Below are 22,224 nucleotides of genomic sequence, written 5' to 3'. Positions count from 1 at the left end.
TTGCGGACGAGACCAGGGTTGGTTTGGTGCGACGGGCCCGGCGCATGAATCGTGCACTGGCGCAAGCATTTCCGCACGCATACTGCGAGCTTGACTTCACCTCGCCGCTGGAGCTGACGGTGGCCACGATCCTGTCGGCGCAGAGCACCGACAAGCGAGTGAACATGACGACGCCCGCTTTGTTCGCGCGATACCGGACGGCCCTGGACTACGCGCAGGCCGACCGCACCGAACTTGAGACCCTCATCCGTCCCACCGGTTTCTATCGCAATAAGGCGGCGTCGCTCATCGGGCTCGGTCAGGCGCTGGTCGAGCGGTTCGACGGCGAGGTGCCGGCGACCATGGCCGAGCTGGTCACGCTGCCCGGAGTGGGGCGCAAGACCGCCAACGTGATCCTGGGTAACGCCTTCGATATCCCGGGAATCACCGTAGACACACACTTCGGGCGTCTGGTGCGGCGCTGGCGCTGGACCGCCGAAGAGGACCCGGTCAAGGTGGAGCACGCGGTCGGTGAGCTGATCGAGCGCAGTGAGTGGACGCTGCTGAGCCACCGGGTGATCTTCCACGGCCGCCGCGTGTGCCACGCCCGCAAGCCGGCATGCGGTGTCTGCGTGCTCGCCAAAGACTGCCCGTCTTTCGGCCTCGGTCCCGTCGAACCGCTGCTCGCCGCGCCCCTGGTGCAGGGCCCGGAAACCGAGCACCTGCTGGCACTAGCCGGTCTCTAATCTCTCGTGACCGTACGAACCCGGTGGACCATCGCCGTCCTGACGGTGGTGGCGGCGCTGATCGTGGCGCTGGCGGCCCAGCTGCGGGACCAGCAGCCGACGCCGGCCACGCCGCAGGCCGCGGTCGGCCGCGAACACCGCGACGCGGACACGCCCGCCGCATTGGCCAGGCCGCGCGCACGTGCGGATCTGCCGCCCTGTCCGGCCCCCGCAGGCGTTGGAGCACCGACTTCGACGGCACTGCGCGGGGTGGTGGTGGAGTGCGCGGCGGACGGATCACCCGTCGACGTCGCCCAGGCGTTGGCCGGGCACCGGGTGGTGCTGAACCTGTGGGCGCAATGGTGCGGGCCGTGCATGCGCGAACTGCCCGCGATGGCCGAATACCAACGACGCGTAGGCCCCGACGTGATGGTGGTGACGGTGCACCAAGACGAGAACGAGACGGCGGCCCTGCTGCGGCTGGCGGAGCTCGGTGTTCGGCTTCCGACCTTGCAGGACGGTCGACGTCTGGTCGCGACGGCATTGCGGGTCGCAAATGTGATGCCCGCGACGGTGGTCCTGCGGGTGGACGGTAGCGTTGCCCAGACGCTGCCGCGGGCGTTTGCCAGTGCCGACGAGATCGCGGCGGCGGTCGGAAACTAGAGGGTAAGCGGGATAAGAGGACGCAACGGAGGCGCCGGTGAGTGCTGATGTGTGTTAAGGCCCCCCTGACGCCCGACGTTGGGCCGTCCTGGTTGCGTCCGCTCGTCGACAACATCGGGCAGATACCGGATGCGTACCGACGCCGACTGCCGGCCGATGTGCTGGCGATGGTGACCGCCGCCCGAGCCGTGTCTTCGGTCGGTCGCCGCAGCCGCGAGGCCGCGGTCCTGGTGTTGTTCTCCGGTCCGGAGAGCGGCCCCGCCGACGGCGGCCCCCCCGACGACGCCGACCTGCTGCTGACGGTGCGCGCCTCGACATTGAGTCACCATGCGGGCCAGGCGGCCTTCCCCGGCGGCGCGTCGGATCCCACCGACGACGGGCCGGTGTCCACCGCCCTGCGCGAGGCCGCCGAAGAAACCGGGATCGACGTCAGCCGGTTGTATCCGTTGGCCACCATGGAGCGGACGTTCATCGCGCCGTCGCAGTTTCACGTGGTTCCGGTGCTGGCCTACTCGCCGGATCCGGGACCGGTGGCCGTCGTCAACGAAACCGAAACGGCGATCGTGTCGCGGGTTCCGGTGCGCGCCTTCATAAATCCGGCCAACCGGCTGATGGTCTACCGCGGCGACCTCGGCCGTCGCTGGGCGGGCCCGGCGTTTCTGCTGAACCAGATGCTGGTGTGGGGGTTCACTGGCCAGGTGATCTCCGCGGTGCTCGACGTGGCCGGCTGGGCCAAGCCTTGGGACACCGACGATCTGCGTGAGCTGGACGAGGCGATGACGCTGGTCGGTGAGCAGGGCGGCCGGCGATGAATACGATGACCCCCTCGCAGTGGTTGGACGTCGCCGTGCTGGCGGTGGCGTTCATCGCGGCGATCTCGGGTTGGCGGTCGGGGGCGCTCGGCTCGCTGCTGTCGTTTGTCGGTGTGCTGCTGGGCGCGATCGCGGGGGTGTTGCTGGCGCCGCATATCGTCGCCCACATCGCCGCGCCGCGCGCCAAGCTGTTCGCCGCCTTATTCCTCATCCTGGCGCTGGTGGTCGTCGGCGAGGTCGCGGGAGTGGTGCTGGGCCGCGCGGTCCGCGGCGCGATCCGTAGCAGCACAGTGCGATTGGTCGACTCGGTCATCGGCGTGGGCGTGCAACTGGTGGTGGTGCTGACCGCGGCCTGGTTGTTGGCGACGCCGCTGACGCAGTCGAAGGATCAGCCCGAGTTGGCTTCGGCGGTCAAGGGTTCGCGGGTGCTCGCGTCGGTCAACGACGTTGCGCCGCCGTGGCTGAAGACGGTGCCCAAGCGGTTGTCCGCGCTGCTGAACACTTCCGGCCTGCCCGCGGTGCTGGAGCCATTCAGTCGCACCCCGGTGATTCCCGTCGCGTCACCGGACCCGGCGCTGATCAACAACCCGGTGGTGCTGGCCGCCCAGCCGAGCGTGGTCAAGGTCCGCAGCCTGGCCCCCAGCTGCCAGAAAGTGTTGGAGGGCAGCGGATTCGTGATATCGCCCGACCGGGTCATGACCAACGCGCACGTCGTGGCCGGGTCCAGCAGCATCCAGGTCTACGCCAGCGGTAACCCGCTCGACGCCACCGTGGTGTCCTACGACCCGTCGGTCGACATCGCCATTCTCGCCGTGCCGAATCTGCCGCCGCCGCCGTTGGCCTTCGCCCAGGCGGAGGCGAAATCGGGTGCCAGCGTGGTGGTGCTGGGCTATCCCGGCGGCGGTAACTTCACTGCCACACCCGCCCGGATTCGCGAGGCCATCAAGCTCAGCGGACCCGACATCTATCGGGATCCGGCGCCGGTCACCCGCGACGTCTACACGATCAGAGCCAATGTGGAGCAAGGCAATTCGGGTGGGCCGTTGATCGACCTCGACGGTCACGTGCTGGGTGTGGTATTCGGCGCCGCGGTCGACGATGCCGACACGGGTTTTGTGTTGACGACCGCTGAGGTCTCCAGCCAGCTCGACAAGATCGGCGACACCCAACCGGTGCCGACGGGGGCCTGCGTCAGTTAGTGATGATCGCAAGCGCGGCGAAGCCGGGCGCAGCGGGTCATCACCATCAGTTAGTGATGATCGCAAGCGCGGCGAAGCCGGGCGCAGCGGGTCATCACCATCAGCTCAGCCGTGAACTTGCTCGAAAAACTTCGTCAGGTATCTGTTGGTTTCCTGGGGCGCTTCTTCATGGCCGAAATGTCCTGCGCCGGCAATGGATATGTAGCGTCCGTGCGGCGCGTAGCGGCGAGTGCGGTCGACGGGATCTGCCAGCACGTAGGGATCGGCGTCACCGCGCAGGTGCAGCACCGGGATGGCGAGTCGTTCGGACATCGATCTCATGAAGCGCCGGCCTTCGTCGCGCAGCTGGCTGCGCAGCGCCCAGCGCTGGTACTCCAGCGCGCAGTGCGCCGCCGCCGGGATTTGTATCGCTTGGCGCAGATGGCCGATGCTTTGGGAGAAGTCTTCTGACGCAAGCCATTTCGCGCTGCTGCGGCTACGGACCAGGCGCTCGATCTCCGCTGCGTTGTCCTTGGTCAGCAGGCGCTCCGGCCAGATCGGCACCTGGTAGCGCATCAGCGTCGGCAGCAGCGCGTAGCCCTGGTCGCGGCGGGTCAACGTCGATCGCCGCAGCGCGGCCGGGTGCGGCGAGCTGACCAATGCGATGGCGCGCACCAGCCGGGAATGCAGCAGTGCGGTGCTCCAGCAGGCCAGCCCGCCATCGGCATGGCCGACCAGCGTTGCCGACGAGTGCCCGAGCGCACGGATCAGCCCGGCCGTGTCGCCGGCCAGTGTCCAGCCGTCATAACCTCGCGGTGGCTTGTCGCTACCGCCGTAGCCGCGCAGGTCTACCGCGATCACCCGGGCCCCGGTCAGCCCGCGCAGTTGGTGGCGCCAGGACCACCAGAACGAGCCGAAACCGTGCAGCAGCATGACCAGGGGCCGCGCCGTGGCGGGGGTGTCTTCGTCAGTGCCGGGCATGGCTTCGACGACGTGGAAACGGATGCCGTTCGCGTGCACGTCCAGATGACGCCACGGTCCCGCGATGCGGATTACCGACGGGTCCGGCGCCGGCATTTACCAGCCCTTACCAGCCCGTGCGATCGGGGCGAGCATCGCTGGGAGCCTTGTCGCCCGAGCTGCCCTCGGGGATGGCGGGCGTGCCGGCCTGGGCCTTGTCGTGGCCCGGAGTCAGCGCGGTGCGTGTCTCCTTGACCGACTCGATGGTTTGTTGTGGTCCGCGGATTCGGCGCACCTTCAGGAAGCCAAACAGGGCCAGCACGCCCCCGACCAGGACCATGGCCCCGAACACGATCAGGAACGCCACCCAGCGCCACAGCCAGATGTTGAGCACCTCGACCAGGAAGAAGAAGAAAAAGAAGGTGGAGTAGAACAGCACCACCATCGCGGCGATGAAGAAGACACTGCCGGTCAGGCCCTTTTTCACGTCGCGGGTGATCTCGGCGCGGGCCAGTTCGACCTCGGCGCGCACCAGGGTGGACACCTGGGTGGTTGCGTCTTTGATCAGATCGCCGATCGACGGCTCAGCGGGCCTGGCGTGCGGGTCTGCCAGGGGAATCGTGGTCAGCGTGCTGGGCACACCACTGGTGCGGTCGGCTTTGCTCACGGACGGTCCTCTTTCGCTTGGGTGCCTGGCTCGCGCGAGGGAGCCGGACTGCGGTTCATGTTGCCATGCGCGGCCCCTAGAGCCGAAGCCGGACGCTGGCCAGACGTAGCCAACCGAAGACCGCGTTTGCCGGATACCCATGTTCACCGCGTGGCCTGTTCCGGGCAGCGCGGCGAAAAAGTTGCTCTAATGCTCGATTCCGTTGAGCCCGAAGCGAATCAAGAAGGTGCGCGGCGACGCGCCACGCCGCGCCGACCTGGTCGGATGAGGCCCCTCAGCCACTAGACTGACCGGGCCGCTCGGGATGTCGTTCGATAGGGGTGTTGCTTTGCGCACGGCACAGCGCTGCATCGTGGTAGCTGTAGTGGCCGCGCTCTTGGCGCTGGCGGGGACGCCCGGCAGGCTCGCGGCGGCCGACGGGAGGCTGCCGTTGGGTGGCGGCGCGGGCATCGTCATCAACGGGGACACGATGTGCACCCTGACGACCATCGGCACCGACAGGGCCGGCGAACTCATCGGCTTCACCTCGGCGCACTGCGGCGGGCCGGGCGCCCAGCTGGCCGTCGAGGGGGCCGAACGGCTGGGCACCGTCGGCGTCATGGTCGCCGGCAACGACAAACTCGATTACGCCGTGATCAAGTTCGACCCGGCCAAGGTGGCGCCGGTCGCCACCTACAACGGCTTTGTGATCCGCGGCATCGGCCCGGATCCCACCTTCGGCCAGGTCGCCTGCAAACAAGGCCGCACCACCGGCAACTCGTGCGGTGTCACGTGGGGGATGGGACAGGATCCCGGCACGATCGTGATGCAGGTGTGCGGGCGTCCCGGCGATTCCGGTGCGCCGGTGACGGTGAACAATCTCCTGGTCGGCATGATCCACGGCGCGTTCACCGACGTGCTGCCGGACTGCATCATCAAGTACATCCCGCTGCACACCCCGGCGGTCGTGATGGACTTCAACGCGATCCTGGCCGACATCAACGCCAAGAACCGGCCGGGCGCGGGCTTCGTCCCGATAGCCGGCTGACGCTCGCCGCTATTTGGCGGCGCGGATCGCGTCGAACACGCTTTCGTCGACCAGGGTCGATGTGTCACCCAGCTCGCGCTTTTCGGCGACATCGCGCAACAACCGGCGCATGATCTTGCCGCTGCGGGTCTTGGGCAGCTCCGGCACGATGTGGATCTCGCGTGGCTTGGCGATCGGCGAGATCTCCCTGGCCACCTCGCCGCGCAGCTCGTCGTGCGTGCCGTCGTGCGGCTGGTAGTTGCCGCGCAACACCACGAACGCGCAGATGGCCTGCCCGGTGATGTCGTCGGTCACTCCGACGACCGCCGCCTCGGCGACCGCCGAGTGGCCAACGAGCGCCGACTCCACCTCGGCGGTGGAGATGCGGTGCCCGGACACGTTCATCACGTCGTCGATGCGGCCCAGCACCCAGATCGCGCCCTCGGGGTCGAGGCGGGCGCCGTCGCCGGCGAAGTAATAGCCGCGGTCGGCGAACTTGGACCAGTAGGTGTCGCGATACCGCTCGGGGTCGCCCCAGATCCCGCGCAACATCGACGGCCACGGCTGGTCGATGACCAGGTATCCGGTGACATGCTCTTCGCCCTCGGCGTCCGGCGGCAGCGGATCGCCATGGTCGTCAACGATTTTCGCCGAGATGCCGGGCAGCGGCTTCATCGCCGAACCCGGCTTGGCGGCGGTGACGCCGGGTAGCGGCGCGATCATCGCCGAACCCGTCTCGGTCTGCCACCAGGTGTCGACCACCGGGGTGCGGCCCGCGCCGATCACCTCGCGGTACCAGCGCCACGCCTCGGGATTGATCGGTTCACCGACCGACCCGATCAGCCGAAGGCTGGACAGGTCGTGGGCGTCGGGGATCTCACGGCCCCACTTCATGAAGGTGCGAATCATGGTTGGCGCGGTGTAATAGATTGTGACGCCGTACTTTTCGATGATCTGGAAGTGGCGGTGCTCGGTGGGCGAATTGGGCGTGCCCTCGTACAAAACCTCGGTGATGCCGTTGCACAGCGGACCGTAGACGCCGTAGGTGTGCCCGGTGACCCAGCCGATGTCGGCGGTGCACCAGAACACGTCGCTGTCGGGCTTGACGTCGAAGACGGCGTGCACGGTGTAGGCGGCCTGGGTCAGATAGCCTCCGCTGGTGTGCACGATGCCCTTGGGCTTGCCCGTGGTTCCCGAGGTGTACAGCAGGAAAAGCGGGTGCTCGGAGTCGAACGCCTCCGGTGTGTGCTCGGGGGAGGCCGCATCGACCACGTCGTGCCACCACAGGTCGCGGTCGTCGTTCCAGGACACGTCAATTCCGGTGCGCCGCACCACCAGAACGTGCTCGATGGGGCTGTCCGGCTCGGAAACCGCTTCGTCGGCGGCCTCCTTGAGCGGCGCGGGCTGGCCGCGCCGGAACTGCCCGTCGGCGGTGATCAGCAGCTTCGCCTCGGCGTCGGCGATCCGGGCCTTGAGAGCCTTCGAGGTGAACCCGCCGAAGACCACGCTGTGCATGAGTCCCAACCGGGCGCAGGCCAGCATCGCGACCACGGCCTCGGGAATCAGCGGCATATAGATGGCGACGCGGTCACCGGCCACCAGTCCGAGGTCGCTCAGCGCGTTGGCCGCTTTGCACACCTCGTTCTGCAGATCGGCGTAGGTCAGGGTGCGCTGATGACCTTCCGGCTCGCCCTCCCAGTGAATCGCGACCCGGTCGCTGTGGCCGGCCTCGACGTGGCGGTCGACGCAGTTGTAGGCGACGTTGAGCTTGCCGCCGACGAACCACTTGGCGAACGGCGCATCCGACCAGTCCAGCACTTCGGTGTACGGCGTTGCCCACGAGAGCCGATCCGCCTGCTTGGCCCAGAAGGCCAGCCGGTCTTCCTCGGCCTCTTGGTAGTGCTCGCCGCGAACGTTGGCCTGCTCGACGAAGTGTTCCGGCGGCGGGTACGAGGAGGGGTGTTCGGTTGCGGTCTCGGTCACGGGTGTGAGCCTAACGCGACCCGGATGGGGATGCTCGGGCCGATTTGCGGGCATCGCGACTCGGCTTGCCGGATAATCCCGGTGTGCCCCGTTCTCGTCTGGTGGCTTCTGTCTTGGTGGCTTCGGTGGCGGCCGCGAGTGTTGCCGGCGGCGTCCTGCTGGCGGCGCCGGCGCGGGCGGTGCCGATCGCGGCCGGCGACGAGGGGACGCCCTGCTGGGGAGAGCAGGTCGCCGTGAACGCGTCGTCGACGGACAGCGCGGCGGGCCACCGCCGGGTCGTCCTGACCTTCAGCCTCGTCGGTGGAGAGCCGTGCACACTTTCCGGCTACCCGTCGGTCGACTCGGGCGCCGGCGGACCGGCCATTCATGCCGACGACACACCGCGCGGCTACATGGGCGGCCTGCCGGCCGGGGTGGACGAGCCGCCCAACGTCATCCTTTCGGTGTCGACCCAGGCACAGGCCATCGTGGAGGGCTTGGCCACGGACACCGCCGGCAATTCCTGCCCCACGTACACCGACCTGAGCGTGAGCCCGCCGGGCGTGAACTCCGTCTATACCGTGCCCGCCATCATCGAGGCCTGCCAATTGCAGGTGCACCCGGTCACTGCGGGCCCATCGGGGTAGGCCCTAGGGTCGCTTGCATGCGTCGGATGCGGGCCGCGCTGGCCTCGCTAGCCTTCTCGCTAGCCTTGGTGGCCGGGTTTCTGACGGGATGCGGTGGTGGCGTCCTGAGCCCCGATGTGGTGGTCGTCAACGGCGGGGAACCGTCGAACCCATTGATTCCCACCACCGCCAACGACAGCTTCGGCGGTCGGATCCTCGATCGGCTCTTCGCCGGCCTGATGTCCTTTGATGCGGACGGGAAGACTTCCACCGAGGTGGCTCAGTCGATCGAGACCGACGACGACGTCAACTACCGGATCGCGCTCAAGCCGGGCTGGAAATTCACCGACGGGTCGCCGGTGACGTCCCACTCGTTCGTCGACGCGTGGAACTACGGGGCCCTGAGCACCAATGCCCAACTGCAGCAAAGCTTTTTCAGTCCGATCCAGGGGTATGACGACGTGGCGGCGCCGAAGCCGGTGAGCACCACCATGTCCGGGCTGCGGGTGGTCGACGACCTGCACTTCACCGTCCGGCTCAAGGCCCCCACGATCGACTTCGCCGTGCGCCTGGCTTTCAGCCCGTTTTATCCGCTGCCGCCAATGGCGTTTCGAGACATGGCTGCGTTCGGCCAAAACCCAATTGGCAACGGGCCCTACAAACTTGCGGCTAGCGCGGACGGGCCGGCCTGGGAACACAACGTCAAGATCGATCTGCGGCCCAATCCCGATTACCACGGCAATCGGGTCCCGCACAACAAGGGACTGCGGATCGAGTTCTACGCCAACCTGGACACCGCCTACTCCGACCTGCTGTCTGGCAATCTCGATGTGTTGGACGCCATCCCGCCGAGCGCGTTGCCGATCTACAAGCGTGATCTCGGGGGCAACGCGACCAGTGGGCCGGCCGCGGTCAATCAAACTCTCGACACACCGCTGCGGCTGCCGCATTTCGGCGGCGAGGAGGGGCGGCTGCGCCGCCTGGCCCTGTCGGCCGCGATCAACCGTCCGCAAATCTGCCAGCAGATATTCGTCGGAACACGCACTCCAGCCCGCGATTTCACCGCCCGGTCGCTGCCGGGATTCGATCCGAACATCGCGGGCAGCGACGCGCTGGATTACGACCCGGATCGCGCGCGCCGGCTTTGGTCACAAGCTAACGCCCTATCGCCATGGAGCGGCCAGTACGCGATCGCCTACAACGCCGACTCGGGCCACCGGGAGTGGGTGGATGCGGTGGCCAACAGCATCAAAAACGTCTTGGGCATCGACGCGGTCGGCGCTCCGCAACCAACGTTCGCCGGATTCCGCACGCCGATCGTCAATCGCACCATCCAGACCGCCTTCCGCGCTGGATGGCAAGCCGATTACCCGTCAATGCTGAATTTCCTTGGCCCGTTGTTCGCCACCGGGGCGGGTTCCAACGACGTCGGGTATTCCAGCCGGGACTTCGACACCGCGCTGTCGGCGGCTGAATCCGCTCCCACGTTGCAGGAGTCGTATGTGCGCGCCAACGCAGGGCAACGAATCCTGTTGCATGACATGCCCGTTGTTCCGCTGTGGAACTTCATCAGCGTGGTGGGGTGGTCGCCGGGGGTGAGCGCGGTGCGCGTCACCTGGAACGGCCTGCCCGACTATGAGAACATCCGCAAGAACTGAATTGGGTTGACAATGGGTTGGTACATCGCGCGTCGGATCGCCATCATGGTGCCGGTCTTCCTCGGCGCCACCCTGCTGATCTACGGCATGGTCTTCCTGCTGCCCGGTGACCCGTTGGTGGCGTTGGCCGGCGAGCGGCCCTTGACTCCCGCGGTGGCCGCGCAACTGCGCGCCCGCTACCACCTGGACGAACCGTTCCTGCTGCAGTATCTGCGCTACCTGGGTGGGATCCTGCATGGCGACCTGGGCCGTGCGTATTCTGGGCTGCCGGTGAGTTCGGTTCTCGCGCATGCGTTTCCGGTGACCGTCAGGCTGTCGCTGATCGCGCTGGCGATCGAGACGGTGCTGGGGATCGGATTCGGTGTCATCGCCGGCTTGCGTCGAGGCGGGATATTCGATTCCACGGTGCTGGTCGCGGGGCTGATCATCATCGCGGTCCCCATCTTCGTGCTGGGCTTTCTTGCGCAGTTCGTCTTCGGGGTCCGGCTTGGCATCGCGCCGGTCACCGTGGGAGAACGGGCAACGTTCGGCAGGCTGCTGCTGCCCGGAATCGTCTTGGGCTCGGTGTCATTCGCCTACGTGGTGCGGCTGACTCGCTCCGCGGTGGCCGCCAACGCGCACGCCGACTACGTCCGCACCGCCACCGCCAAGGGCTTGTCGCGGCCCCGGGTGATTATGGTCCACATCCTGCGCAACTCGCTGATCCCGGTGGTGACCTTCCTCGGCGCCGATCTGGGAGCGCTGATGGGCGGGGCCATTGTCACCGAAGGCATTTTCAATATCCACGGTGTCGGTGGTGTGCTGTATCAGGCGGTGACCCGCCAGGAGGCGCCCACCGTGGTGTCGATTGTGACCGTCCTGGTGCTGATCTATCTGGTCTCCAATCTGCTCGTCGACCTGCTCTACGCCGCCCTGGACCCGCGGATCCGATATGGCTGAGCACAGCGGTTTTTGGCGTGAAACGTGGCGCGGGCTGCGCCGGCGGCCGAAGTTCGTCGTCGCCGCCCTGCTGATCCTGTTCGTGGTCGCCGTGGCACTGTTTCCGGCGCTGTTCACCGGAGCCGATCCCGGCTACGCCGATCCCGCCCAGAGCCTGCTCGCGCCGTCGTCGGCGCACTGGTTCGGCACCGATTTGCAGGGCCACGACATCTATGCGCGCACCATCTACGGTGCGCGAGCGTCGGTTACCGTCGGGCTGGGCGCCACGCTGGCCGTGTTCGTGGTCGGCGGGGCGCTGGGTGCGCTGGCCGGCTTCTACGGCGGCTGGGTCGACGCGGCGGTCTCGCGCATCACCGATGTGTTCTTCGGGGTGCCGCTGCTGCTGGCCGCCATTGTGCTCATGGGTGTCCTGCACCACCGCACGGTGTGGACGGTGATCGCCATTCTGGCCCTGTTCGGCTGGCCGCAGCTGGCCCGAATCGCCCGCGGCGCGGTGTTGGAGGTGCGCACCAGCGACTATGTGTTGGCCGCTGAAGCGTTGGGGCTGAGCAGGTTTCAGATCCTGGTGCGACATGTGCTGCCCAACGCTCTGGGCCCGGTGGTCGCGGTGGCCACCATTGCGCTCGGGCTCTTTATTGTCACCGAGGCCACGCTATCCTACCTCGGAGTCGGGCTTCCGACGTCTGTGGTGTCCTGGGGCAGCGATATCAACACCGATCAGACCCGGCTGCGGTCGGGTTCACCAATACTGTTCTATCCCGCTGGCGCACTGGCGATTACGGTGCTGGCATTCATGATGATGGGTGACGCGTTACGCGACGCCCTGGATCCGGTATCACGGCGGTGGCGCGCATGAACGCGCCGCTGTTGTCGGTCGAAGGGCTGGAAGTCAGGTTCGGCCACGGCGAGCCCGCGGTGTGTGGGGTGGATCTGTCGGTGTCCCGCGGGCACACCGTCGCGCTCGTGGGGGAATCGGGATCGGGGAAATCCACCACGGCCGCCGCGATCTTGGGGCTGCTGCCACCCGGCGGCCGGACCACCGGCGGGCGCATCGTTTTCGACGGCCTGGATATCACCTCGGGGAACCAGCGGCTGCTGCGGTCGATCCGGGGGCAGCACATCGGCTATGTGCCGCAGGACCCGATGACCAACCTCAACCCGGTCTGGAAAGTCGGCTTCCAGATCTCAGAAGCGTTGCGGGCCAACGTCCGCGGGCGTGCGGCGCGGCGGCGGGCGGTACAGCTGCTCGCCGAAGCGGGTATGCCGGACGCGGCGACGCAGGCCGGCAAGTACCCACACCAGTTGTCCGGCGGCATGTGTCAGCGGGCGCTGATCGCGATCGGGCTGGCCGGCCGTCCGCAGCTGCTGATCGCCGACGAGCCGACCTCAGCGTTGGACGTGACGGTGCAACGGCAGGTGCTCGACCATCTGCAGCGTCTCACCGACGAGCTGGGTGCCGCGCTGCTGCTGATCACCCACGATCTGGCGCTGGCCGCCGAACGCGCCGAGTCGGTCGTCGTGATGAACCGCGGGGTGGTGGTGGAAAGCGGTGCGGCACAGTCGATCCTCACCGAGCCGCGGCACGACTACACCCGGCGGCTGGTGGCCGCGGCGCCGTCGCTCGCGCGTCCCAAGGTTCGACCGCCGGTCGGTGACGACACCATTCTCGTCGCCTCGGAGCTGACCAAGATCTACCGAGAGTCGCACGGCGCACCGTGGCGGCGCTCGGAGCTCCGGGCGGTGGACGCGGTGTCGTTCGAGTTGCGCCGGGCCAGCACGCTGGCGATCGTCGGGGAGTCGGGTTCGGGGAAATCGACGCTGGCCCGGATGGTGCTGGGACTGCTGCCGGCCACGTCGGGCACGGTGGTCTTTGACGGCACGACCGATGTCGGCCGGATGAACCGGTCACAGGCGCTGGCGTTCCGCCGGAGAGTTCAGCCGGTGTTCCAAAACCCTTACAGCAGTTTAGATCCCATGTACTCGGTGTTCCGCGTCATCGAAGAGCCATTGCGGATCCATGGCATCGGCGACCGCAAGCAGCGCGAGCAGGCGGTGCGCGAGCTGATCGACGAGGTGGCGTTGCCGTCGTCGATGTTGACCCGGCGGCCCCGGGAGCTGTCGGGCGGGCAGCGGCAGCGCGTCGCGATCGCGCGCGCACTCGCGCTGCGGCCCGAGGTGCTGGTGTGCGACGAGGCCGTGTCGGCGCTCGACGTCCTGGTGCAGGCGCAGATCCTGGACCTATTGGCGGATCTGCAGGCTCGACTGGGGCTGACCTATTTATTCATCAGCCATGACCTGGCCGTGGTTCGGCAGATCGCCGATCATGTCCTGGTGATGCGCCGGGGCCGGGTGGTGGAGCAGGCGCCCACCGAGGAGGTGTTCACCCGGCCCCGCGAGGAGTACACCCGACAGCTGCTGCAGGCGATTCCCGGAGCGCCGGCTTCTCGTTAGGAGCGGGTCGCGACCGTCGGGCAGGAGCGATCGCAAGCGCGGCGAAGCCGGGCGCAGCGGGTCGCGACCGTCTACTACGTTGGCTACCTGTGACTTGCGCCGACGACGATGCAGAGCGAAGCGACGAGAAAAAGTGGCGCACATGAGCCACGATCCGCTGGCTCCGCTGATGGAGTTGCCCGGGGTGGCGGCTGCCAGCGACCAGGCCCGCGACGCGCTGGGGCGGGCGCACCGGCACCGGGCCAACTTGCGGGGCTGGCCGGCGACCGCCGCCGAGGCGGCGCTGCGGGCGGCGCGTGCGTCGGCGGTGCTCGACGGCGGTCCGGTGCGGGTGGATGAGCAGGCCGGCGCGGCCACCCATCCGGTGTTTGCCGGTGCGTTGAGGGTGGCCCAGGCGCTGGAGGGCGGCGGGGGCTCGTTGATCGGGGTGTGGCAGCGGGCGCCGCTGCAGGCGCTGGCCCGCCTGCACATGCTCGCGGCGGCCGACCAGGTCGACCACGAACGGCTGGGCCGCCCGCGTGCTGACAGCGAAGTCGGCCCGCGGCTGGAGCTGCTCGCCAACGTCGCGACCGCGCGCACCCGAGCGTCGGCACCCGTGATCGCCGCGGTCGCGCACGGCGAGCTGTTGACACTGAAGCCGTTCGGCAGCGCGGACGGCGTGGTCGCCCGGGCGGTCTCGCGGTTGGTGACCATCGCCACCGGGCTGGACCCGCACGGACTGGGTGTGCCCGAGGCGAGTTGGATGCGCCAACCGTCGGACTATCGCGACGCGGCGCGCGGTTTCGCCGACGGAACACCCGACGGTGTGGCGGCATGGTTGGTGCTGTGTTGCCGGGCGCTGCAGGCCGGCGCTCAGGAGGCTTTGACGATTGCTGAGTCGGCCGGCAAGGGGAGCCCCCAAGACGCATGAAGCGGGCGGCGTTCCGAAGGATTTCGGAGCGCCGCCCGCAAACACGAATCTCGGTTACCAAGCGTGCATCTTTGGGCTGCGTGGGTGGCCTCGGCGATCTTGCGACGCTTCCGGCTGCAACCCCACCCAAAGGGCCGTCGACACCGTTAACTTTTCGCAATTACGCAGGCCCGCAACACTTCTGCCATTATCGCGGCTATGACTCCGCGTGGGTGCCGGGACTCGTGCTGGGTGCCCGAATCGGGAGATCGAACCTTCTCTTCCGGACCGACCTTGGCCTCAACGGGCTTCCGTGGTTTCCTTTGTACTCTTAGACCCTTAACACAGCAAGGCCCAATCCCGCGAAAGTTGCGAAGGGGGCCGGGATCGGGTGTCTTTTTTGTTTGCTGGAGACTAGAACGTAAAGCGCCGCAACAGCGAGTATGTGACCGCCCCGGCGGCCAGCGCGCTAATACCCACCGCGGCGGTGGTTGCGATCGCGGCGCCCGAAGGGGCCGGGATGCGGTCACGCAGCGACACCGGCCGCGAGAAACTCAGCACCGGCCACCCGCGCTCGTTTGCTTCCCTGCGCAAGCCGCGGTCCGGGTTGACCACGCTCGGATGGCCGACGACCTCGAGCATGGGCAGGTCGGTGATCGAGTCGGAGTAGGCGTAGCAGTGCTCCAGCGGGTAGCCCTCGCGGGCGGCCAACTCGCGGATCGCCTGCACCTTGCCTTCGCCGTAGCAATAGAACGCCACATCGCCGGTGTACTTGCCGTCCTCGACGACCATGCGGGTCGCCATCGCATGGGTGGCACCCAGCGCCCGGGCAATCGGCGCCACGATCTCTTCCCCCGATGCCGACACCACGACGACGTCGCGACCGCACAACTTGTGCGCCGCGATCAGGTCGGCGGCTTCGGCGAACACCAGCGGAGTCACGATGTCGTGCAGGGTTTCGTTGACGATCGACTTGACCTGCTCCACATCCCATCCGGTGCACATGTTGGCCAAGTGGGTGCGCATCCGATCCATTTGGTCATGGTCGGCACCGGAGAGCAGGAAGATGAACTGCGCGTAGCTGGACTTGAGCACGGCGCGGCGGTTGAGCAGTCCCTGGTTGAAGAACGGTTTGCTGAACGCCAGCGTGCTGGACTTGGCGATGATGGTCTTGTCCAGGTCGAAGAAGGCGGCCGTGCGGGCGCTGGAAGCCGGATTTGCCGCTGTTTCGGGCTCGGATTGCTGGTGCTGCTGATGCGCGGCCGAGTCAGAGACGGTCACCAGTTCAGCATAGGTGGGCGCCGCGCCGAGACCGTCGACTTGCGCGCAAAACGCACGATCAGGACAGATAGAATAGGTGGTGTTTTTGCGGCTCACAGTGTTTTTTTGATTTTGCCGCTACTTGCGTCAGCCGCCACTGTCATGTGTATAGTAAGCATTACTCGGCCTTGAGCCGAGGGTGTATCAGCCCGACCCCCCGGGGCTGATGCACGACGACCCTCGCCTCCTCCCCCCCTGGCGGGGGTCGTCCCTTATCTGGACTAAGTAGTTAGCGGCGCTAAGCGTCGGTTCCTTTCCCGACTAGTGCACAGTCGCGTCTCTTTCCACAATTTCGGATCGGGGACTGGCGTCCCACCCTTGCGGCCTCGCACGGTGAGTGGGTGACGAGGACGGCTGCCGCCCGTAGCGGCTCTTCGGGGGTGCTGGCGGTGCTCACCGATGCGCAGTTGCGCGACGAATTCGACCGGGTGGCCGCCGCGGTGGGTGTTCGGGTGGTTCACGCCCGCCCAGGGGCCGCGGTGACCAGGAAAACCTGGTCGGCCGCCGTGGCGGTGGTGCTCGATGCGGTGGCGGCGGACCGCTTCGCCCGGTCCGGGCTGCCGCGCCGTGCGCACGTCAGCGTTCTGAGCGCCGCGGAAGCCGCGACCACGACGTGGGCTGCCGGCATAGCGGTGGGCGCCCAGCACGTGCTGAGGCTGCCCGAGCAAGAACGGGAATTGATCGGTGAGCTGGCCGAAGCCGCCGAATCGGCGCGTGACAGCGGGTCCGGCGGCCCAAACGGCCCAATCGGCCCACACGGCCAGGTCGTCGCCGTCGTCGGGGGCTGCGGCGGAGCCGGCGCCTCGTTGTTTGCGGTCGCCCTGGCCCAGGTCGCCGCCGATGCGCTGCTGGTGGACCTCGATCCATGGGGCGGTGGCATCGATCTGCTGGTGGGCGGGGAAGCGACGCCCGGCCTGCGATGGCCGGACCTGGCATCGCAAAGGGGGCGGCTCAACTGGTCCTCGGTGCGTGAGGCGCTACCGAAACACCGTGGAATCAGTGTGCTCTCCGGCACCCGGCGCGGGTACGAAATCGACCCCGGGCCGGTGGACGCCGTCGTCGACGCCGGCCGCCGCGGGGGAGTGACCGTGGTCTGCGATCTCCCTCGGCGCCTCACCGATGCCACCCAGTCCGCTTTGGACGCCGCCGATTTCGTGGTCGTGGTCAGCCCGTGCGACGTTCGGGCGTGCGCGGCGACCGCGACGATCGCCCCGGTTGTCTCGGCGATCAATCCGCATCTCGGGCTGGTCGTGCGGGGGCCGGCGCCAGGAGGCCTGCGGGCGGCGGAGGTCGCCGACATCGCGGGGCTGCCGCTGCTGGCATCAATGAGGGCCCAGCCGCGGCTCGCCGAGCAGCTGGAACACGGTGGCCTGCGATTGCGAACACGCTCGCCGCTGGCGGCGGCCGCGCGCCGGGTGCTGGCCGTGCTGCCGAGGTCGGGGTCACGGCAGAACGGCAGAGCGGCGTGAGCGGCTCGCTGATCGACCGCGTGCGTGAGCGGTTGGCGTCGGAATCCGCCCCGCTGGGGCGGTCGTTGCGGCCCGCGGTGGTGGCCGACGCGATCCGCGCCGAGTCCGGCGGGATGCTTGGCGATACCGAGGTGCTCGCCAACCTTCGCGTGCTGCAGACCGAACTGACCGGTGCCGGCATCCTCGAGCCGCTGCTGTGTGCCGACGGCACCACCGATGTCCTGGTCACCGCACCGGACGCGGTATGGGTGGACGACGGAAACGGATTGCAGCGCAGCCACATTCGGTTCACCGACGAGGCGGCGGTGCGACGGTTGGCGCAGCGGCTGGCGTTGGCCGCGGGGCGTCGCCTCGACGACGCGCAGCCCTGGGTGGACGGGCAGCTGACCGGCATCGGCGCGGGACGGTTCGCGGTGCGGCTGCACGCGGTGCTGCCGCCGGTGGCAGCGGCCGGCACCTGTCTGTCGCTGCGGGTGTTGCGGCCGGCGACACAGGATCTGGGCGCGCTGACCGCGGCGGGCGCGATCGCGCCGGAGGCCGCCGCCTTGATCAACGACATCATCGCGGCCCGGCTCGCCTTTCTGGTGTGCGGCGGGACGGGTGCGGGCAAGACGACCTTGCTGGCGGCGATGTTGGGTGCCGTCCCGCCCCATGAGCGAATCGTGTGCGTGGAGGACGCGGCCGAACTGGCGCCCCGGCATCCGCATCTGGTCAAGCTGGTCGCGCGGTGTGCCAACGTCGAAGGCGTCGGCGAGGTGCCGGTGCGTCAACTCGTCCGCCAGGCGCTGCGGATGCGGCCCGATCGCATCGTGGTGGGCGAGGTCCGCGGCGCCGAAGTCGTCGATCTTCTGGCGGCGCTGAACACCGGCCACGACGGCGGCGCGGGCACCGTGCATGCCAACAGCCCGGGCGAGGTTCCCGCCCGGCTGGAGGCGCTGGGCGCGCCCGGCGGTCTCGATCGGGCCGCGCTGCACAGTCAGCTCGCCGCGGCGGTGCAGGTGCTGCTGCATGTCGCACGAGATCGCACCGGCCGGCGAAGGCTTGCCGAGATCGCGATGCTGCGCCGGACCGACTGGTTGGTTCACGCGGTCACGGTGTGGACCGCCGACCGTGGGCTGACCCACGACGCGCACGAATTCGATCAATTGCTGCGAAGTCGGAGCCCGGCATGACCGGCCTTGCGCCCGGTGCGCTGCTGTTATCGGTTGCGCTGCTGGTCTTTCCGTCCTCGCCGCGCTGCCGGCTCGCGCCGCTCGCGTGCCCGCGGTGGGTGCGGTCACCGCTAGACCCCCGCTGGCTCATTCGTGTCGCGGCGTGCGCCGCCGTCGGTGCGGCGGTGCTGCTGCCGCTGACCACGGTGATCGCGATCGGGGTGGTGAGCGCGACCGGATTTCTCCGTTACCGCCGACGTTGCCGCAGCCGGCGCGCCAGCGCCGAGGGGGCCGCGTTGCAAACCGCGCTGGATGTGCTCGTCGGGGAGCTGCGCGTGGGCTCTCATCCGGTGGACGCGTTTTGCGTCGCCGCCGACGAAACCGGCGGCACGGTCGCTGCCTCGTTGCGCGCCGTCGCTGCGCGCGCCAGGTTGGGCGCCGATGTGACGGCCGGCCTGCGTCTGCAGGCCCGGTCTTCGGCGCTGCCCGCCCACTGGGAGCGACTCGCGGTGTGCTGGCAACTCGCCAGCGAGCAGGGACTCGCCATCGCCACCCTGATGCGCGCCGCGCAACGGGATATCGCCGAACGGCAACGGTTTTCGGCGCGGGTGGCATCGGGGATGGCCGGCGCCCGCGCTACCGCGGTCATCCTCACGGGCCTGCCGGTGCTCGGGGTGCTGCTGGGTCAACTGATCGGCGCCCGGCCGCTGACGTTCTTGCTGAGTGGGCACGTGGGGGGATGGCTGCTGGTGATCGGGTCGACGTTGGCGTGCGGCGGCCTGCTGTGGTCGGACCGGATCACCGATCGGCTGGCGTCATGAGCGCCGAGCGGTGAGCACCGCGGTGGTGCTGCTGGCCGTGGCGTTGCTGACGGGTGCGCGTCCCTCGGCCGTGCGGGCGCGCGCCCGGATGCCGGACCGCGCCCCGCGGCCGCGCCAGCGGTCGGCGTCGGGGCCGGATCCGCTCGCCGTCGCATCCAGCCTGGACGTGCTGGCGGTGTGTTTGGTGGCGGGCATGGCGGTGTCGACCGCCGCGGCCGCGACCGCCCCGTCCGCGCCGCCGAAACTGGCCCAGGTGTTGCGCCGGGCCGCCGACCTGCTGGCGTTGGGCGCCGACCCCGCCGTGGCCTGGTCGACGGCGTCGGACCTGCCGGCGGTCGACGCGCAGACCGACGCGCTGCTGCGGCTGGCGCGGCGGTCGGCGTCCTCGGGCGCGGCACTGGCCGACGGGGTTGCCACACTGGCGGAGCAGTCGCGCAGTGACGCCCAGCACGCGGCCAGCGCAGCCGCGGAGCGGGCCGGGGTGCTGATCGCGGGACCACTGGGGCTGTGCTTTCTTCCCGCGTTTGTCTGCCTGGGCATCGCTCCGGTGGTGGCCGGCCTGGCCGGCGATGTTCTGCAATCGGGTCTGCTATGAGAGGGGAATCTATTGATGAGCACCATGTTTCGTGCGTTCGTCGCGCGGATGACGTTGCTGGCGGCCGACGAGTCGGGCATGTCCACGGTGGAATACGCCATCGGCACAATCGCGGCGGCGGCCTTCGGCGCGGTGCTGTACACCGTCGTGACGGGCGACTCCGTCGTATCGGCGTTGGCCCGCATCATCGGCCGCGCGCTCACCACCAAGGTTTAGGTGGGAGTGCCGGCGCCAGCACCGTCGAAGCGGCGTTGGGCATCGCGGCGCTGGTCGTCGTGCTGGTGTTGTGTCTGGCGGGTATCAGCGCGGTGTCGATGCAGGTGCGCTGCGTCGACGCCGCCCGTGAGGCCGCGCGACTCGCCGCGCGCGGTGACGATAAGGCGGCGATCGACGCGGCCCGCCGGATCGCGCCCGGTGGCGCGCTGGTCCGTGTGCGGCGCGACGGCGACTTCTTCGTCGCGACCGTCGTGGCGCACTCGAATCTGTTGCCCACCTTGGATATTGGCGCCAACGCCGTGTCGTCGGCCGAGCCGGGGCGGTGATCGAGGTTCGGCCACCGTGGTGGCGGTCGCCATGGTCGCGGTGCTGTTGTGCATCACCGGGGCCGGGGCCTACCTGGGTTCGGTCGTGGTGGCGCGTCACCGTGCGCAGGCGGTCGCCGACCTGGCCGCGCTGGCGGCCGCGGGGGCACTGCCGTCGGGCGTCACCGCGGCGTGCGACCGTGCGACGGCGGTGGCCCGCGCGATGCGCGTCGACGACGCCCGCTGCCGTGTCGACGGGCTCGATGTCGTCGTCACCGCGCGCGTGCGCGTCGCGTTCGTCGGGGTGGCACAGGCCGGCGCGCGGGCGGGACCGGTAGCTCCGTAGCCGGTCAGGTCTCGTCGCCGGTGGCTTTCGGTAGCCCTGCGTCGGCGAGTTCGTCCTCGGTCGGTAACCGCAGCGAGGCCAATCCGGCGAAGACATCGGGCTCGAGTTCCACCCTGTTGACGGTGACATGCATGGGCACCCAGTCGTTGTCGAACCCCCGCATGCGTAGCACGCGACTCGTTGCTCCGTCGGTGAATTCCTTTGTCATGGACTCCTTCAACGGTTCGTCGTCGGGGTGGATACGTGGCCTGTCCGTCCCGCTGCCCCGCCAGTCGTAGAAGGGGCACGGCTCGTCGAGCCATCTCAGCAGGTTCCACGTCTTGAGGTCGAAGAGCGCACGGTGCACTCCGGACTGTGCCAGTCCGTTGAGGATTCGTTGCGCCAGGTCATCCGCCGATACCGTCGGGCCCCTAAGTTCGGCGCGCCAGTTCATCGCGCGCGCGACCAGGTGCTCGCGGCCGTCGGGGCCCGGTTCGAGTCCGGTGCGGGCGACGAAACCTATCCGGATGGCGTTGCCTTCCCAGTCGGTGAGATCCCAAGTGCTGCAGAGTGTTTGGCCGGGCTGAGCCTTGACGGCCATGGCCAGCACCTTGGTTTCGTTCGGATTCAGTTCGCGCGAGGGAAGGTCTTCGGCGAAGGCTCTGCCGTAGGTGACCTCAATTTCGGGGTTCTTGCCGCTGTTGGCCAGCGACTCCTGGGTGTCGGTCGCCGCGCCGCGGGTCAGGTCCCACTTGAGCGGTCCGGGGGTCGGTCGCTCGGGCGGCTGCGCATCGGCGGGTCCGGTCCATACATGCACCCCGTGCGTGTGGCCGTCGGTCATCAGCACCGGTTCGGTGCGGATCACTCGGTCGCGCTTGGGGGTGATGCTGGTGAGGCTCTGGCCGGTCTGCAGTGTCTCGGCGATGGCCGTTCGGACCGCGGCCAGATACGGACTGCGCCGCAGGAACGTCGTGATGGGCACGAGGTTTTTCAGCTGACGCCCCTGCGCAACCACGGCGGGTTCGTCCCCCAGCGTCTCCACGAGCAGCCAGTCGTGGGCCATGCAGGCAAGCTTACGTCCGAGTGACGTCCCGATGATCAACCGGGGAGATTCACAACTCGATTACCGCCGCGCTCGGGCCCCAATCATGGCTCGCTGCTTGACTTTTGCCGACGGATGCCACGACGCACCCGCAAGTCCGGCGTCCGGTCCGGGCGGCCCGACGGATGGACATAGCCCGAGGCGATAACAAATTCCGCCACGCGGCGGGTTCGGGTTTGCAAATGTGGCCACAGCTAGGTAGTTTCGCGATGCACCCGCGTTGTCGGGTTGGCGAACGGACCGTGATGTCCGACCGTTCGTTGCGACGTGTGGCGGTGCGCCGGCACTCTTCAGAGGTGAGGAGATGCCTCCTCTGGCGGCCGTCACCACGTAGATCCGTGGAAGTCGACCGTCGAGGGGTCGGTCGCCATCCGCCGGATTGGTCAGCGTGGCGCGAGTTGGCCG

23 protein-coding genes and 1 pseudogene are annotated in these 22,224 nt (G+C 68.4%); 18 read left to right on the top strand and 6 right to left on the bottom strand.

The features are described 5' to 3' along the window. The first annotated feature begins 44 nt into the window (after nucleotides 1-44). From nth to marP, 4 genes are read left to right on the top strand one after another with little or no spacing between them, the layout of a single operon-like run. Entirely contained in the window at nucleotides 45-725 is a 681-nt protein-coding gene (nth, locus tag G6N66_RS24880) for an endonuclease III (RefSeq protein WP_276013555.1), read from the top strand. A 6-nt stretch (nucleotides 726-731) separates the two neighbouring features. Further along, nucleotides 732-1,367 (top strand): TlpA family protein disulfide reductase, encoded by a 636-nt coding sequence (locus G6N66_RS24875; RefSeq protein WP_085232711.1) that lies wholly within the window; start codon nucleotides 732-734, stop codon nucleotides 1,365-1,367. 47 nt (nucleotides 1,368-1,414) lie between these two features. Then, entirely contained in the window at nucleotides 1,415-2,179 is a 765-nt protein-coding gene (locus G6N66_RS24870) for an NUDIX hydrolase (RefSeq protein WP_085232738.1), read from the top strand. A gap of 5 nt (nucleotides 2,180-2,184) precedes the next feature. After that, entirely contained in the window at nucleotides 2,185-3,378 is a 1,194-nt protein-coding gene (gene marP, locus G6N66_RS24865) for an acid resistance serine protease MarP (RefSeq protein WP_139825181.1), read from the top strand. Here the strand turns inward: marP and G6N66_RS30535 are convergent. The 3 genes and pseudogenes from G6N66_RS30535 to G6N66_RS24850 all read right to left on the bottom strand — a co-directional run. After that, a pseudogene (locus tag G6N66_RS30535) lies at nucleotides 3,346-3,444 on the bottom strand (hypothetical protein); the annotation flags it as partial. The gene marP and the pseudogene G6N66_RS30535 sit on opposite strands and share 33 nt — an antisense overlap. Nucleotides 3,445-3,483: 39 nt before the next feature. Then, the gene (locus tag G6N66_RS24855) at nucleotides 3,484-4,434 is read right to left on the bottom strand and encodes an alpha/beta fold hydrolase (RefSeq protein WP_085232713.1); all 951 of its coding nucleotides are present in this window, start codon (nucleotides 4,432-4,434) and stop codon (nucleotides 3,484-3,486) included. A gap of 10 nt (nucleotides 4,435-4,444) precedes the next feature. Further along, nucleotides 4,445-4,984, bottom strand: coding sequence for a phage holin family protein (locus G6N66_RS24850; RefSeq protein WP_085232714.1), 540 nt, complete (start codon nucleotides 4,982-4,984; stop codon nucleotides 4,445-4,447). A gap of 304 nt (nucleotides 4,985-5,288) precedes the next feature. Between G6N66_RS24850 and G6N66_RS24845 the strand changes: the two genes are divergently transcribed. Continuing rightward, nucleotides 5,289-6,011 carry a chymotrypsin family serine protease gene (locus tag G6N66_RS24845; protein WP_085232715.1) on the top strand — a complete coding sequence of 241 codons (723 nt, stop codon included), beginning with the start codon at nucleotides 5,289-5,291 and terminating at the stop codon, nucleotides 6,009-6,011. 9 nt (nucleotides 6,012-6,020) lie between these two features. Here G6N66_RS24845 and acs read toward each other — a convergent pair whose 3' ends face one another. After that, nucleotides 6,021-8,027, bottom strand: coding sequence for an acetate--CoA ligase (gene acs, locus G6N66_RS24840; RefSeq protein WP_276013543.1), 2,007 nt, complete (start codon nucleotides 8,025-8,027; stop codon nucleotides 6,021-6,023). A 47-nt stretch (nucleotides 8,028-8,074) separates the two neighbouring features. Between acs and G6N66_RS24835 the strand changes: the two genes are divergently transcribed. The 6 genes from G6N66_RS24835 (at nucleotide 8,075) to G6N66_RS24810 (ending at nucleotide 14,536) form a co-directional block, all read left to right on the top strand. Next, on the top strand, nucleotides 8,075-8,599 hold the full coding sequence (locus tag G6N66_RS24835; protein WP_372515842.1) for a DUF4232 domain-containing protein: 525 nt from the start codon (nucleotides 8,075-8,077) through the stop codon (nucleotides 8,597-8,599). A gap of 17 nt (nucleotides 8,600-8,616) precedes the next feature. Continuing rightward, a complete protein-coding gene (locus G6N66_RS24830; RefSeq protein WP_085232717.1) occupies nucleotides 8,617-10,236 on the top strand; it encodes a peptide ABC transporter substrate-binding protein in 1,620 nt (539 codons plus the stop codon). Between the two features lie 12 nt (nucleotides 10,237-10,248). Continuing rightward, entirely contained in the window at nucleotides 10,249-11,175 is a 927-nt protein-coding gene (locus G6N66_RS24825; protein WP_085232718.1) for an ABC transporter permease, read from the top strand. Continuing rightward, on the top strand, nucleotides 11,168-12,031 hold the full coding sequence (locus tag G6N66_RS24820; protein ID WP_085232719.1) for an ABC transporter permease: 864 nt from the start codon (nucleotides 11,168-11,170) through the stop codon (nucleotides 12,029-12,031). Before G6N66_RS24825 ends, G6N66_RS24820 begins: the two co-directional genes overlap by 8 nt. After that, on the top strand, nucleotides 12,028-13,626 hold the full coding sequence (locus G6N66_RS24815; RefSeq protein ID WP_276013544.1) for a dipeptide ABC transporter ATP-binding protein: 1,599 nt from the start codon (nucleotides 12,028-12,030) through the stop codon (nucleotides 13,624-13,626). Before G6N66_RS24820 ends, G6N66_RS24815 begins: the two co-directional genes overlap by 4 nt. 142 nt (nucleotides 13,627-13,768) lie before the next feature. Then, complete coding sequence (locus G6N66_RS24810) at nucleotides 13,769-14,536, top strand: Fic family protein (RefSeq protein WP_085232721.1); 768 nt, start codon at nucleotides 13,769-13,771, stop codon at nucleotides 14,534-14,536. A 393-nt stretch (nucleotides 14,537-14,929) separates the two neighbouring features. Here G6N66_RS24810 and G6N66_RS24805 read toward each other — a convergent pair whose 3' ends face one another. Further along, nucleotides 14,930-15,796 (bottom strand): HAD-IB family hydrolase, encoded by an 867-nt coding sequence (locus G6N66_RS24805; protein ID WP_085232740.1) that lies wholly within the window; start codon nucleotides 15,794-15,796, stop codon nucleotides 14,930-14,932. A gap of 428 nt (nucleotides 15,797-16,224) precedes the next feature. On the opposite strand from G6N66_RS24805, the gene ssd reads away from it, so the two are divergent. The 7 genes from ssd to G6N66_RS24770 are packed head-to-tail and all read left to right on the top strand — an operon-like array spanning nucleotide 16,225 to nucleotide 20,738. Beyond that, nucleotides 16,225-17,304 carry a septum site-determining protein Ssd gene (gene ssd / locus G6N66_RS24800; protein ID WP_085232741.1) on the top strand — a complete coding sequence of 360 codons (1,080 nt, stop codon included), beginning with the start codon at nucleotides 16,225-16,227 and terminating at the stop codon, nucleotides 17,302-17,304. Next, nucleotides 17,301-18,476: a TadA family conjugal transfer-associated ATPase gene (locus tag G6N66_RS24795; protein ID WP_085232722.1), complete on the top strand. Its 1,176-nt coding sequence runs from the start codon at nucleotides 17,301-17,303 to the stop codon at nucleotides 18,474-18,476. Before ssd ends, G6N66_RS24795 begins: the two co-directional genes overlap by 4 nt. Further along, nucleotides 18,473-19,276, top strand: a complete 804-nt coding sequence (locus G6N66_RS24790) for a type II secretion system F family protein (protein WP_085232723.1) — start codon at nucleotides 18,473-18,475, stop codon at nucleotides 19,274-19,276. The genes G6N66_RS24795 and G6N66_RS24790 overlap by 4 nt, the downstream gene beginning before the upstream one ends. 10 nt (nucleotides 19,277-19,286) lie before the next feature. Next, a complete protein-coding gene (locus tag G6N66_RS24785; RefSeq protein WP_179968314.1) occupies nucleotides 19,287-19,871 on the top strand; it encodes a type II secretion system F family protein in 585 nt (194 codons plus the stop codon). Nucleotides 19,872-19,886: 15 nt separating this feature from the next. After that, a complete protein-coding gene (locus G6N66_RS24780) occupies nucleotides 19,887-20,087 on the top strand; it encodes a DUF4244 domain-containing protein (RefSeq protein WP_085232724.1) in 201 nt (66 codons plus the stop codon). Between the two features lie 35 nt (nucleotides 20,088-20,122). Then, nucleotides 20,123-20,413 (top strand): TadE family type IV pilus minor pilin, encoded by a 291-nt coding sequence (locus tag G6N66_RS24775; RefSeq protein ID WP_085232725.1) that lies wholly within the window; start codon nucleotides 20,123-20,125, stop codon nucleotides 20,411-20,413. Nucleotides 20,414-20,429: 16 nt separating this feature from the next. Continuing rightward, on the top strand, nucleotides 20,430-20,738 hold the full coding sequence (locus G6N66_RS24770) for an Rv3654c family TadE-like protein (protein WP_139825177.1): 309 nt from the start codon (nucleotides 20,430-20,432) through the stop codon (nucleotides 20,736-20,738). A 4-nt stretch (nucleotides 20,739-20,742) separates the two neighbouring features. On the opposite strand, the gene G6N66_RS24765 is transcribed toward G6N66_RS24770, so the two are convergent. Then, nucleotides 20,743-21,780 carry a PAS domain-containing protein gene (locus tag G6N66_RS24765; RefSeq protein ID WP_085232727.1) on the bottom strand — a complete coding sequence of 346 codons (1,038 nt, stop codon included), beginning with the start codon at nucleotides 21,778-21,780 and terminating at the stop codon, nucleotides 20,743-20,745. Nucleotides 21,781-22,224: the final 444 nt, after the last annotated feature.

Origin of the sequence: Mycobacterium conspicuum, assembly GCF_010730195.1 — a bacterium.
GTDB lineage: Bacteria > Actinomycetota > Actinomycetes > Mycobacteriales > Mycobacteriaceae > Mycobacterium > Mycobacterium conspicuum.
Note: the sequence above shows the minus strand (reverse complement) of the source record. Positions and strands in the feature narration are given on the sequence as shown.